13 protein-coding genes and 4 pseudogenes are annotated in these 11733 nt (G+C 68.1%); 5 read left to right on the forward strand and 12 right to left on the reverse strand.

Annotated features, from left to right (window positions below):
• Window positions 1-259: 259 nt before the first annotated feature.
• The 5 genes and pseudogenes from FHU36_RS04240 to FHU36_RS04260 form a co-directional block, all read right to left on the reverse strand.
• Entirely contained in the window at window positions 260-766 is a 507-nt protein-coding gene (locus FHU36_RS04240; RefSeq protein ID WP_185082478.1) for a hypothetical protein, read from the reverse strand.
• Window positions 763-1318 (reverse strand): annotated as a pseudogene (locus FHU36_RS04245) (protein-L-isoaspartate O-methyltransferase family protein). The gene FHU36_RS04240 and the pseudogene FHU36_RS04245 overlap by 4 nt, the downstream one beginning before the upstream one ends.
• 407 nt (window positions 1319-1725) lie before the next feature.
• Window positions 1726-2139: a hypothetical protein gene (locus FHU36_RS04250; RefSeq protein ID WP_221495762.1), complete on the reverse strand. Its 414-nt coding sequence runs from the start codon at window positions 2137-2139 to the stop codon at window positions 1726-1728.
• Window positions 2140-2448: 309 nt separating this feature from the next.
• The gene (locus tag FHU36_RS46195; protein ID WP_221495763.1) at window positions 2449-2826 is read right to left on the reverse strand and encodes a tyrosine-type recombinase/integrase; all 378 of its coding nucleotides are present in this window, start codon (window positions 2824-2826) and stop codon (window positions 2449-2451) included.
• Window positions 2827-3098: 272 nt separating this feature from the next.
• Window positions 3099-3515 (reverse strand): carboxymuconolactone decarboxylase family protein, encoded by a 417-nt coding sequence (locus FHU36_RS04260; RefSeq protein WP_221495764.1) that lies wholly within the window; start codon window positions 3513-3515, stop codon window positions 3099-3101.
• A 275-nt stretch (window positions 3516-3790) separates the two neighbouring features.
• Between FHU36_RS04260 and FHU36_RS04265 the strand changes: the two are divergent.
• Window positions 3791-3907: pseudogene (locus FHU36_RS04265) on the forward strand (IS630 family transposase); the annotation flags it as partial.
• 804 nt (window positions 3908-4711) lie between these two features.
• On the opposite strand, the gene FHU36_RS04270 reads toward FHU36_RS04265, so the two are convergent.
• Window positions 4712-5170 (reverse strand): winged helix-turn-helix transcriptional regulator, encoded by a 459-nt coding sequence (locus tag FHU36_RS04270; RefSeq protein WP_185082480.1) that lies wholly within the window; start codon window positions 5168-5170, stop codon window positions 4712-4714.
• A gap of 85 nt (window positions 5171-5255) precedes the next feature.
• On the opposite strand from FHU36_RS04270, the gene FHU36_RS04275 reads away from it, so the two are divergent.
• On the forward strand, window positions 5256-6482 hold the full coding sequence (locus FHU36_RS04275; protein ID WP_185082481.1) for an MFS transporter: 1227 nt from the start codon (window positions 5256-5258) through the stop codon (window positions 6480-6482).
• Window positions 6483-6552: 70 nt separating this feature from the next.
• Here FHU36_RS04275 and FHU36_RS04280 read toward each other — a convergent pair whose 3' ends face one another.
• Both FHU36_RS04280 and FHU36_RS04285 read right to left on the reverse strand, forming a co-directional pair.
• The gene (locus tag FHU36_RS04280; protein WP_185082482.1) at window positions 6553-7080 is read right to left on the reverse strand and encodes a hypothetical protein; all 528 of its coding nucleotides are present in this window, start codon (window positions 7078-7080) and stop codon (window positions 6553-6555) included.
• Entirely contained in the window at window positions 7077-7352 is a 276-nt protein-coding gene (locus FHU36_RS04285) for a hypothetical protein (RefSeq protein WP_185082483.1), read from the reverse strand. The genes FHU36_RS04280 and FHU36_RS04285 overlap by 4 nt, the downstream gene beginning before the upstream one ends.
• Window positions 7353-7779: 427 nt before the next feature.
• Here FHU36_RS04285 and FHU36_RS47030 point away from each other — a divergent pair.
• Window positions 7780-7911, forward strand: a pseudogene (locus FHU36_RS47030) (ISAs1 family transposase); the annotation flags it as partial.
• A gap of 126 nt (window positions 7912-8037) precedes the next feature.
• On the opposite strand, the pseudogene FHU36_RS47035 reads toward FHU36_RS47030, so the two are convergent.
• From FHU36_RS47035 to FHU36_RS04295, 3 genes and pseudogenes are all read right to left on the reverse strand, one after another.
• Window positions 8038-8338 (reverse strand): annotated as a pseudogene (locus FHU36_RS47035) (transposase family protein); the annotation flags it as partial.
• A 301-nt stretch (window positions 8339-8639) separates the two neighbouring features.
• Window positions 8640-8897, reverse strand: a complete 258-nt coding sequence (locus tag FHU36_RS04290; protein WP_185082484.1) for a hypothetical protein — start codon at window positions 8895-8897, stop codon at window positions 8640-8642.
• A 65-nt stretch (window positions 8898-8962) separates the two neighbouring features.
• Window positions 8963-9634, reverse strand: a complete 672-nt coding sequence (locus FHU36_RS04295) for a nitroreductase family protein (RefSeq protein ID WP_185082485.1) — start codon at window positions 9632-9634, stop codon at window positions 8963-8965.
• A 68-nt stretch (window positions 9635-9702) separates the two neighbouring features.
• Between FHU36_RS04295 and FHU36_RS04300 the strand changes: the two genes are divergently transcribed.
• Window positions 9703-10080 carry a winged helix-turn-helix transcriptional regulator gene (locus tag FHU36_RS04300; protein ID WP_185082486.1) on the forward strand — a complete coding sequence of 126 codons (378 nt, stop codon included), beginning with the start codon at window positions 9703-9705 and terminating at the stop codon, window positions 10078-10080.
• Here the strand turns inward: FHU36_RS04300 and FHU36_RS04305 are convergent.
• Window positions 9966-11279 carry an IS630 family transposase gene (locus FHU36_RS04305; protein ID WP_312891430.1) on the reverse strand — a complete coding sequence of 438 codons (1314 nt, stop codon included), beginning with the start codon at window positions 11277-11279 and terminating at the stop codon, window positions 9966-9968. The genes FHU36_RS04300 and FHU36_RS04305 overlap by 115 nt on opposite strands.
• On the opposite strand from FHU36_RS04305, the gene FHU36_RS45455 reads away from it, so the two are divergent.
• A complete protein-coding gene (locus tag FHU36_RS45455; RefSeq protein WP_281394151.1) occupies window positions 11259-11390 on the forward strand; it encodes a hypothetical protein in 132 nt (43 codons plus the stop codon). The two genes, FHU36_RS04305 and FHU36_RS45455, sit on opposite strands and share 21 nt — an antisense overlap.
• Window positions 11391-11733 lie beyond the last annotated feature (343 nt).

An 11733-nucleotide genomic window follows, 5' to 3' on the forward strand; every position in this document is an offset into this window, starting at 1 on the left:
CCACCACACTCCGAACCACGAAGGGCGCCCTCAGACGCCGGACGAAGCTCCACCCACCCAGTGCAGAAACAACGTCCCTGACCGGCGCAGCTCGGAGCATGTTGCCAAACGGGAAGAGCGTAACTTCGCGGATCAATGTGGACAAGATCGATTCGAGTCACATAAAGAGGACGTAAAGTGATCAGGCGGTGGGCGTGGCCAGCCCGGCCAGCTGGGCGGCCGGAGCGCTCCCGGCCTGAGCCATGGCGACCCGGTAGCTTCAGAGTCCTCCCTCGCCGAGCCGATCCGTCGCGGCCCGCAGGGGCTGCGTTGCGATGCCGGTGCACACCGATCCAGACACGACGAGAGGGGCAGCGCGCCTGTCGGCGTCCTCCCACGCCTGCAGGTAGTCGCGCAGCTTGGCCAAGGCGGGCGAGTTCGCGGTGTTGGCTCGGATCTGCCACGAGTCGAGGAGCATGGCGGTGTTGCGGCCGCTGGTGAACCCGAACCCGGAGTCCCAGTCAGGGGCGCCGCTGCCCCACGTGCTGAACGAGGCGGCGCCGAGGGCGTGGTCGCGGGCGGCGAAGTAGGCGCGGGCGTCCCGCCACGCGGCTGCTGCCGCCGCATCGTCCAGGCCCACGTCGTACGTCTCGATGTGGCCCGGGTGGTTGAGCAGAGCCAGGGCGGCGGTGGGATCGTCTTCGCGGTCGCGCCACGCCACCGACACGTAGCTGTCGCCGTCGACGGCGTCGACGTAGAACAGCAGCGCTCCGAGCGTCTCGTTCACCTCGCTGCCATGTCGACGTAGGTGGCACTGCCGAGCGTAGGGTCGGCCAGGGCCGCCTGGTCGGTGACGGTGGCGCGCAGGTGGCCGACCGTGCGGGCGACCGGCGCCACGTAGATCGGGGTCGAGATGACGCCGCCCGGCCGGACCTGCTTCAGCCATGTGCCGGGGAGGTAGGTCGGCGTGCACCAGCCGACGATCACGTCGTACGGCGCGTGGTCAGGAGCGCCCTCGTGCCCGTCACCGAATAGGACCGTCACCGGGCAGTTCCGCTCGGCGTGCAGGGCCGGCGCCCGCTCCACCAGCCGCCCGTCGATGTCCACCGACACGACCTTCCCGCCCAGGCCAACGAGTTCGGCGAGCAGCGCTGTAGCCGGTGCCGGTGCCGATCTCCAGCACCCGCGTTCCGGCCAGGTCGACCCCAATCCGGGCCAAGTCCCGCTGGATCACCTTGGGGGCGGTCGTCTGCGGCGGCCGGCCCCGCTCGGGGTGGTCGGTGTAGTGCTCGCGAGGCACTGCGGCGACGGCTGCGGATAGAGCGTCAGCGATCATCATTCCCCGGAGTCACAGGTCAGCAAGCGTCGACCGTCACGGTAGCGCGTTGCCGACTGCCCGAGCTGGCAATTCGACGGCGTGTACAGCAATCGTCAGCGGGCTCTGCTTTGGACCTCATTCCCACCTTGCCTTCGGGGGAAGGCCGACGGCCTGGATCGCGGCAGCCGCGGAGCCGCCGCCCAGCACGGCCGCAAGTCGCACTCCCAACCTCTCCGGGCTCAGCAAGCGCCGTGCTACGTCAGTGCGGCTTCTCGCAAGTCGGACGCCGCCTTGGGTCAGGAGTGCGTCGGCTTGCGAGCGCAGGAAGTCGGCCCAGGTGGTGGACGCCCGCTCGGGTGCCGGGTCCAGACCCTCCTGCTTGAGGATCTCCCAGACCGTGGACGCGGCGACCTTGAGGCCGAGAGTCGTCAGCTCGCCGTGCCCCCGCCGATACTCCAGGACGGGTTCTCCCGAACCAGGCGCGCAATGACTATGCGGATGGAGCGGACAGTGGGCGGGCGGCCACGCCGCTTCGGCCGGCAGGTACGGGCGTGCCGCTGCCTCACCAGATCGCGATGCCAGCGCAGGACAGTATCGGGGCGGACGACAAGCCGCAGCCGGTGAAGAACTTCGCGAGGCAGCGATGTCAGGAGGGCGGCCAGGAAGACACGGCCTTCGGGGGCGAATCTCACCCTGGCATCGGCGCCGAGCTGTCGTTTCAGGACCATGATCTGGTGACGCAGCGCGAGAATCTCGGCGTCCTTGTCCCGATCACTCATCGGCAGTAGCCGTAGCGCCGCGAAAGCGTTCGTGACGGTCAGATAGGCCAGGCGAAGGAGCACGGCCGATCATCATGCCGCACGCGGATTCCCTCCCCTGATGGTCGGAGACCGGCCACGCCACTCGGAGCTCTACAAGGCCATGACCTGGCCGGATGGCATGTCGGCAGGCGCGCTGGTCGCCGTGGTGCCCGTTCACCGTCACCTCGTGACGGTGCCGGTACGGCTCGCGCCGCAGCTGTGGGCGCGAGCCGTACCGGAGCGTGTCAGGCTGGACCACCGGCCAGTCGCTGGTCGCTTCGAGTGGGCGCTCATGCATCACGTAGCGGCAACCGCCTCCAAAGTGCGAGGTTCATGCAGGTCGACGACCCGTTAGGTGCGGGACTTGCCGCGCGCGCCCGGGGGATGGTCATCGCGCTTACGGACCGTCACCCGGCGCCGGCCGTAGGAGATGTCCGCCAGATGGAGCGACAAGACCTCGCCCGGGCGGAACCCGCCGTCCAGCATGAGCAGCAGCATCGCCAGGTCCCGCAACCGCTTCAGCCCCGAAAGCAGTGCTTCCAGATCCGGCTCGTTCATCGGCCGGGGCAGTCTGCGCGGCCGTTTCACCTGCACCACCCACCGGACCGGCTGTTGACGACTGGCCTTGCCCATATACGGCTGATGCCGGTCAGGCCCCCGGGCAGCCGCCGGATCAGGGCGCACCAGCACCGGAGAGACACCGTGGTCGTACCCCTCGGCGACGATCACGGCAGCTACCCGTTCACCCAGCCGGAGGCGCCGGGGGACCTGCGGCCGCTACGCGATGCGACGGCCGAAGACGACGAACAGGATTGACCACGATAGGGATGCTGGGGCCGGACGCAACGAAGGCCCCGTACGGTGCGCGGGCCCTCGCTTGGGCCCCACTCGGGTCGGGGCGACCACGCCAGTCCCCGTTCGACATGCGCATCCTACAGCCCTCATTTGCTACGCGACTCGGCAAATGAGGCCCGACATCTCCGCTTCCGCATGCACTTCACTCACGCTCTCCCTTTGCCAAGGGTCGGAAGTTCCTCCATGAAGGAGATGGCTCGGCGAAGGAGCGGAATGGTGACCGACCCGCCTCCTACAAGGGCGATCTGCAGCGCCTCAAGCACCTGTTCACGAGCGACCCGCTCTTCGTCACATCGTTCGAGGTGGTAGTAGACGCATTCCTCGCAGTCCTTCATCACGGACACCACGAGGCCGAGCAGTTCCTTGACCGAGACGGGCAGGGCGCCGGCCCCGTACGCTGCTCCGTCCAACGAAAAGAAGGATTCGAACAGCGACCCGCTGCTGCGCAGGCGCTCATTTCCGTCGGCTCTGGCCATGCGGAAAGCTTCCGGAGAAGGCGTCACAGTCAGATGTTCGCGGGGATGACAGGTGGTGTCGGCCTGAGGACCTGTGGAACTAGACATGTGGACATTATGATCTGCCGATCAGGTTCACCACCAACGATGATTTCTGTCCGGGCTATCAGGGATGCTTATCGTGTAGAGCGCCGAGGTGTCGAAGTCACGTCCACGGCGAGACGTCACCCGCCCGGGGCTCACGTCCACGGGGATGGTGTACGGGTGATCTAGTGTCATCCGCCCGAAATTCGCCAGCTAAATCCGTATGGTGCTGGTTGTGGCGTATCCAGGACCGTCCGCAGTGGAGATCCACTTATCGGAGCGTGAACAGGCTCGGCTATCCCCGCTTCCACATGCATTTCACTCCGACCGGCTCCTCTTGGATCAACCAGGTTCAGCGCTGGTTCGGCTACCTCACCGACCAGCTCATCCGCCGAGGCGTGCACAAGAGTGTCCAGTTCGACCCGTATGCGTGCGCTGCCAACAATGCCGTCGACCACCGGGGCAACCTCGCATTGCGTCAGGTTGCCCGGCCCAGAACCAGCGGCCCTATCAGCCTCTCCGGTGCCTGGGCGGGAGCTGAGGCGCGCGTCCTCCGCCGCGATCTCGGCCATCATCGCCAACGCCTGAGAGCGCGTCATCCCGCCGCCCGGAGTCGGCCCGCCCGATGAGGCAGCCCCGGCAGGCGACGCTGGGGCGCCGGCCGGTCGTCGGCGCCGCCCGGCCGCGAACGCCTCCGGCGGGGCATACACCCGCGCCCGGGTCCGCTGATAGTCGGCCTCGTCCTTCGCGGCCCGGGCCATCAGGACCTCGGCAGCGTTCAGGAGGCGCGAGAGCGTCCACGTGCGGGGGTCGATGCCCGCGCACGCGAGCTGGCCATCGATGTCGTTTTTCAGGAGGCGGCGATGAACAGCCGCACCGCTTGGCTGGCCGCCTTCAACTTGTCGGCGGGCGCGGCCTTGAGGTTGGACTGGTCGAGATCGATCCGGCGGTAGGTCTCCTGCAGCCGCTCCTACCCGTCGAGGTACTCGTCGCCCATGACTTCCGGCTTGAACAGCAGCTCGACGTCGTCGTCGATCTCCGCGACGTGGGGGACGGTGTTGAGTTGGAAGATTCTACGGGCCATGGGCACAGCTCTCCTGCGAGAGGAAGGATGCCCGGCCCATAACCAGCGGCGATGGGCCAGAGCTTACCGGGACAGCAGGAGCTCCGTTCGCGCTCGTCATCGTCCGTCCCGGGCCGGCGGTGCTGACACCAGGAGATCAGGTGTGCCGTCGTACCGAGGTCGTATCGCTCGTCAGTGGCGATCCGTTCGCTGCCACGGGCAGGAGGTCGGGCACGCGGGCACCGTCGCCGTCGACCAGGACCGAGTGCGGCTCGCCCGCATCGAAGGCGTGGCGTTCGCCCCACTGTCGCAGCGTGACGATCACGGGGAAGAGGTCCTTGCCCGCCTCGGTGAGCGCGTACCGCCTGCGTTTGCCTGAAGGGGCGTCGACCTGGGCGAGCAGGCCGTGGGTGATGAGCCTACGGAGCCGGTCGGTGAGGATGTTGCGGGCGATGCCGGTGCGCTGCTGGAAGTCGGTGAACGAGCGGGCGCCGTCCATCGCGTCGCGAATGATGAGCAGGCTCCACCGATCGCCGACCAGGTCGACCGTGCGGGCGACCGGGCAGCTCGGATCCGTCCACGCGGGGCCCCGCCCATCGGTGTCGTCGGCTGCCATCACCCCTCCAATGAGTTGCGTATTGAAACTATTCTGGCCTACCCTCCAATCAGTTGCAAAACGAAACCTAACGGAGGGTGTGCCCGTGAACGGGAGGACGAGGCTGCTGCTGGCGGTGGTGTGCGGGGTCGCGGTGGCGAGCGTCTACGCCGGACAACCAGTGCTGGGCCCGATGGGGCACGACCTGGGCGTTCCGGCCGACTCGCTCGGCTGGTTCGTGGCCACCGGTCAGCTCGGCTACCTGGCCGGACTGGTGCTGCTGGTGCCGTTGGGCGACCTACTCGACCGCAGGCGCCTGATCGCCGCGCACCTCGCCCTGGTGGCCGCGGGAACGGCGATCACCGCGGCCGCCCCGGTGGCCTGGGCGGCATTCTCCGGACTGGCCGCGGCCGGCGTGTTCGCGGTGGTGGTGCAGACCACCGTCGCGTACACGGCATCGATCTCGCCGCCCGCCGAGCGCGGACGCAACCTCGGCATCGTGACCTCGGGCGTGGTGATCGGCATCCTCGGCGCGCGCGTCATCGCGGGGGTCCTCGCCGACCTGTGGGGATGGCGGAGCGTCTACCTGGCCCTAGCGCTCCTCGCCGCCGTCCTCGCGCTGCTCACCCTCACCCTGCTGCCCGCCGACGTCCGCCCGGACCCGGCACGGTACGGGCAGGTCCTTCGGTCCTTCGGCGGGCTGTTCGCCCAACCGGTGTTCCTCGGCCGCGGGCTGATCGCGTTCTTCCTGTTCGCCTCGTTCGGCACCCTGTGGAGCGGCATGGCCCTGCCGCTGGCCGGTGCCCCGTGGCACCTCAGCGAAGCGCAGATCGGGCTCTTCGGTGTCGCCGGGCTTGCCGGAGCCCTCGGTGCCGCCCGGTCCGGGCGCTGGGGCGATGCCGGGCACGCGCGCCTGGTCACCGGCCTCGCGCTCGCACTCCTGCTCGCCTCCTGGCTCGCGGTCGGGCAGCTCTCGTGGTCGCTACCGCTGCTGGTCCTTGGCGTGATCCTGCTCGACTTCGCCGTTCAAGCCGTGCACGTGAGCAACCAGCACACGCTCACCGCGGCCATCCCCGACCGCACCAGCACCACCATCGGCGCCTACATGGTCTTCTACTCCCTCGGTTCCGCCCTGGGTGCAGCCGCGACCACGGCCCTGTTCGACGCCGCCGGCTGGATCGGCCCCACCGTCCTCGGCGCGACGCTCGCGCTCTGCGCACTCGCCACCTGGGCGTTCAGCGCCGAAGTCGAACGGAATCGGTGCCAACCACCTGCGGGTCGGCGAGTGAGGGGGAGGCTGGCGGCTCGCTTCGGTTCGTCACACAGCACCTGAAAAGCAGGCCGTTGTGTTGTTCGTGACGCGCAGGTCGAGCCTTATGCCCGGCCAGCGCGTTCGCGTCGCGCTATTCGGCCTGGCCGAGTGGGCGCGGCGGCCGCGACACGTCCGTGGACAGCCCGTCGGCGGTACTGCTCTCAGCGTAGGCACGAGTGGATGGGTTGCATGACATGCGGTACAGCACGATGACGTACAGGGCCCGGTTAGCCTGCCGGTCGCCGCCATGGTTGAAGCCGGGCGGCCCTGTCAGCCGAAGGCTTGCCGCAGCGCCAACAGCAGGAACGGGCGCGGGCCCGCGTGAGCTCTGACGATGCGGCCGGTGCCGTGCCGATACTCCCGCTCCCCCTTGTGGATCCACATCGCGTACGCCACCACCGCCACGATGTCCCAGCCGGTCGTCGACTCGCCGCGCCGAGGCCCGTCGATTGTGGATCCGCAAGCGCGGGTTGCCGGTGTCGACCGGCGCGAACCCTACCGCCAGCGCCTCGGTCCGCAGCAACCGTGCGTGGACCTGGCGGCCGATGTCCGCGGTCGAGTCCAGGGCGAGCGGCTTGAGCGCCCGATCGTCGATGCGAACGGTGACGCGCATGCTCACGAGGAGTCTCTGGGGCACGGCGCGCATCCGGGCAACGCCACGATGACCCGCTGCTCGATGCCGACGCAGCCGCCTTGCGGGTCGAGAATCCGTTGCTGGCCGAGCACGAACCGTCTGCCGCGCGGGCCGGCCGTGGTGGGCAGGCAGCACTGGATGGCGTTGTAGACGGTGACCGCGTCGACGTGCACCATCCGCGCTGCCGCCTCCAGTTCGTCGCAGGTGGGTGGGCAGCCGCGCTCGTCCACCGGGGGCGCGCACCGCAGGAGGGTCACGACCATCTCCCCTGCGGTGGTGGGTGGCGGTTGGCAGCCGCGCAGGCGCGGACGTCGGTGTCCGACGCCCTGCGCACCCAGCGCGAGCATGCCGCCTTCCTCATCCAGCAGAAACAGGCGCACTACGTGCTCATCGTCAAGACGAATCAGCCCAGCCTGTACGCCCAGGTCAAACGGCTGTCATGGAAACAGATCCCCGTCCAGCACCGCGAACGTGACCGCGGGCACGGACGACAGGAGCGCCGCACCCTCAAGGTCGTCACCGTCACCACCGGCCTGCCATCCCCCACGCAGTCCAGGCGACGCAGATCAAACGCCAGGTCAGGGACGGCAGCACGGGCAGATGGCGGACCGTCACCGTCTACGCGATCACTGATCTGCCGGCCTGGCAAGCATCTCCCGCCGACCTGGCCACCTAGGATCCGGGCACTGGAGCATCGAGAACCAGCTGCATTACGTCCGCGACGTCACCTACGCCGAAGACCACAGCCGAGTCCGTACCGGCAACGCACCCCGAGCCATGGCCACCCTGCGAAACCTCGCCATCGGAGCCCTACGCCTGACCGGCGCCGGCAACATCACCCAAGCCATCCGCCACGTCTCGCGCCACGCCACCCGCACGCTCACCGTCCTCGACCTCACGTGATCGAGAAACGGGACAAAACTCCACTACGCCGGAGCCCTGCAGCCCGCCCGGAGTGCACAGCAGGTGCAGCCACAACCCCCAGAAGTACCCGTGAGTGCCTGGCGCAGTAGTCGTACTGCGCCCATCCGGCAAGCTCGGAACGCCGGGCGGTATCGCGCGAGCGGCCGCACTCCACAGGGGTGGAGTCGGCAACCCAGACATCGTCACTCCACAGTGAGGTGTCGGCCGCCAGCATCCTGTTCATGCGCGCCACCAGGCCGGGCGCCTGCCGCAGCCGCCGGTTGTATCCAGGCTGGCCCGGGATATACGGAAACATCCCGCTCAGCTCGGCGCGGGCGTGACTGCACGGATGAAGTTTTCGGCAGGCGCAAAGTCGCAGGCGAGCAGCCCTTTCGCTTGCAGCCGCAGAAACGTCCGCCAAGAGGTGTCGTGGCTTCGTGGTGCCGGACGGTGTCGGCGCGAACGCAGGACCGGTCGCACGGTCGCTTCACCGACCTGCAGGCCGAGGCTGACCAGTTCGCCGTGCACCCGCCGATATCCCCACCTCGGGTTCTCGCGGGCCAGACGGAGGACCAAGTCCCGGACCTCTTTGTTTGTTCCGAGACGGCCAGGGCGGCGGGGGTAGGTCCACGAGCGTTTGATCAAACGGCGATGCCAAGCCAATAGGGTGCCTGGGTGACCAGCCGATGAGCTCGCAGCACCGCAGGTAGGAAGCGGCCCAAAGCCGCCAGGAGGGCCCGATCGGCCCAGTCCGGCCTCGGCCGGGTGACCTGACGCTTCAGCACTGCCACCTCATGGCGGAGGACCATGATCTCGACGTCCTTGGACGCCTGATCATCCCCCAACACCAGCCAGCCAGACACTCGAATCAAGGTCAGATACAGCAGACGAACCGGCACAGACAGCCATCTTGCCCGCGAGGCCTCTGGAGGTCAAAGCCGCAGATCAGGTACCACCCGACGAGTTATGAAGAGGTACAGGTATTCCCGGGCGATCCGTAGGACTCGTGGAACACGTTGCGTTCCTGGGCCCGACGACCGGGATGGCGTCGTTCCTCTGCCGGATAGCCGACGGACATGAGCAGCGCGATGGCCAAATCGTCGCGATCGCCGATGCCGATCGTCTTCTTCACCTTGGTCTCGTCCCAGCCGTTCATCGGCGAGGTGGCAAGCCCCATCTCCGTGGCGGCGAGCATCACGTAACTGGCCGCGATCATCGCGTCCTTGACCGCGTACTCCCGCAGCAGGCCACGCTCCTCGAGATCCGTCTGGAACGCCTGCGACGCTGCGGAGAACATCGTGACGAACTCCTCGTTCCACGCTCCACTACGGCGGGCCTGGTCGTAGACGTCGCTGTGGTCGTCGCGCCAGGACAGTGGCTCGGCCACGAAGACCAGCATGAGCGGCGCTTCCTGTGGTTGGGGCTGGCCGCCGGTGGCCCAGGCCAGAGCCTCACGACCTTCGTCGCTGGTGACGGCGACGATGGACCGGTCCTGGAGGTTCCAACTGGTGGGCGCCTCGATGGCGAGAGCGAGGAGTGTGTCGAGGGTAGCTGCGGGGATCGGGTCGGGGCGGTAGTGGCGGACGGTGCGGCGGGTGCGGATGGCTTCGGCGACAGACATGGTGTGAGGCGTCATGTCACTCACTATGAGAGAGTGACTCTCCATATGGAAGAGGGTACTAATTTGTGCGTTACTCTCCCTTCATGGAGACCATTGTGGAGTCCTCCGGGCTGCCGGCCGACGCCTTCTCGGCGAAGTGCCCGACCCGCCAGGTGCTCGACCACATCGCAGGCAAGTGGACGGTCCTCGTCGTGGACGCCCTCCTCGAGGGCACCATGCGCTACACCGACCTGAGCCGCCGCATCGAGGGCGTCTCGCAGAAGATGCTCACCCAGACCCTGCGCAGCCTCGAAGCCGACGGATTCGTCACCCGCACCGTCCACCCCACCATCCCGCCCCGGGTCGACTACGACCTCACTTCTCTTGGCCGCAGCCTGGCCGAGCCCATCACGGCGCTCCGCCGGTGGACGGAGAACCACATCAACGAGATCGAACAGGCCCGGAGCCGAGCACGTGACTGACCCGGCATCGGGAGTTGCACCCCGCGCAGTTGGTCGGTGAGGTAGCCGAACAAGCGCTCGACCTGGTTGATCCAGGAGGAGCCGGTCGGGGTGAAATGCATGTGGAAGCGGGGATGCCGGGCCAGCCACGCCTTGATCGCCGCGGTCTTGTGGGTGCCGTAGTTGTCGCAGATCAGGTGGACATCGAGCTCGGCCGGCACGGTCTTGTCGAAGATGGCGAGGAATTTCTTGAACTCAGCGGCGCGGTACTGGCGGTGCAGTTCACCGATGACGGTCCCGTCGGCGACGTTGAAGGCGGCGAACAGGCCGGTGATGCCGTGGCGGACGTAGTCGTGGGTGCGCCGCTCGGGCATGCCCGGCATCATCGGCAGCACCGGCTGCGACCGATCCAGCGCCTGGATCTGCGACTTCTCATCCACGCACAGCACCACCGCGCGTTCCGGCGGATCGTGATACCAGCCCACCACATCGACGACCTTCTCCACGAACAACGGGTCGGCCGACAGCTTGAACGTTGCGGTGCGGTGCGGCTTGAGGTCGAAGGCCCGCCGGATCCGGCCGATGGTCGACTCCGACAGCCCGCTACGCCGCGCCATCGAGGCGCGGGTCCAGTGCGGGGCACCGGCCGGTGTCTCCCCCAGCGTGGCCACCACCACCCGCTCGACCTGGTCCAGGCTGATCGACGGCGGGCGGCCCGGGCGCGGCTCATCGATCAGCCCGTCCAGCCGCAGGCGCAGGAACCGATGACGCCATTTGGACACCGTGTCGGGTCGCACCCGCAACTGCTCGGCGATCTGCTTGTTGTCCTTGCCCTCCGCGCATCCCAGCACGATCTTCGCGCACATCGCCAGGACCTGAGCGGACTTGGCCCGCCGCGCCCACCGCTGCAACACCGCCCGCTCGGCCTCCGACACCGTCAACTCCGCCTTGGGCCGGCCGGTGCGCGCGTCGTCGGCCAGCGCCTCCAACCCGCCCCGGGCAAAAGCCGCACGCCACTTGCGCACCGTGCTCTCGGCAAGGCCAAGATCCCGTGCCACCTGCGCAGTGCTGATCCCCGGCCCTGCACACGCCAGCACGATCCTCGCCCGGACCGCCACCCTCGACGACTCCGCCGACATGCCGATCAGCCGAGCCCGTTCACGCTCCGATAACCGGATCTCCACCGCAGACGGATCTGGATGCGCCACAACCAGCACCATACGGACTTACCTGGCGATTTCCAGGCGGATGACACTAGCGACCTGCGGGACGTCGCCGTCTTCCACCACCGCCGCATCCGCCACCTGTACGCCTTCTTCGACAAGGCGTGATCCTCGCGCACGATCGGGTGGCACCCAGCCAGACGGCCTGCCCGGGTGCCGCCCCTTTGCCGGTCAAGAGCCCTCGGTAGGTCGACAGAAGGTCACGCTGCCGCGCCCAGATCGAGGTGGACCTCCATATCTCCAGTGGCACGTTCAGCTCGTAGATGTAGTCGCCGAAGCGGCGGACGTTGTCCTCCTGGTAGGGCGACATGATGGCCACGTCGGCGCGCTGCACCTGGCCTCCGCCCCGCCGGTCGCCGGGTTCGCGATCATCGAGGCGGACACGGGGGGAAGAGGCCGTCGAGCTGGCCACGGGTGCCTCCTGCGCGGTTGCGCAGAGGGTGGTGGAGGT

The sequence above is a fragment of the Nonomuraea muscovyensis genome (genome assembly GCF_014207745.1).
GTDB lineage: Bacteria > Actinomycetota > Actinomycetes > Streptosporangiales > Streptosporangiaceae > Nonomuraea > Nonomuraea muscovyensis.

Bases quoted from the DNA above. Each gene is read 5' to 3' on its own strand.
- FHU36_RS04260 (WP_221495764.1), bottom strand. From the start codon at position 3,515: ATGTCTAGTTCCACAGGTCCTCAGGCCGACACCACCTGTCATCCCCGC.
- FHU36_RS04270 (WP_185082480.1), bottom strand. From the start codon at position 5,170: ATGGCAGCCGACGACACCGATGGGCGGGGCCCCGCGTGGACGGATCCG.
- FHU36_RS04295 (WP_185082485.1), bottom strand. From the start codon at position 9,634: ATGACGCCTCACACCATGTCTGTCGCCGAAGCCATCCGCACCCGCCGC.
- FHU36_RS04300 (WP_185082486.1), top strand. From the start codon at position 9,703: ATGGAGACCATTGTGGAGTCCTCCGGGCTGCCGGCCGACGCCTTCTCG.
- FHU36_RS45455 (WP_281394151.1), top strand. From the start codon at position 11,259: ATGCGCCACAACCAGCACCATACGGACTTACCTGGCGATTTCCAGGCG.
- FHU36_RS04305 (WP_312891430.1), bottom strand. From the start codon at position 11,279: ATGGTGCTGGTTGTGGCGCATCCAGATCCGTCTGCGGTGGAGATCCGG.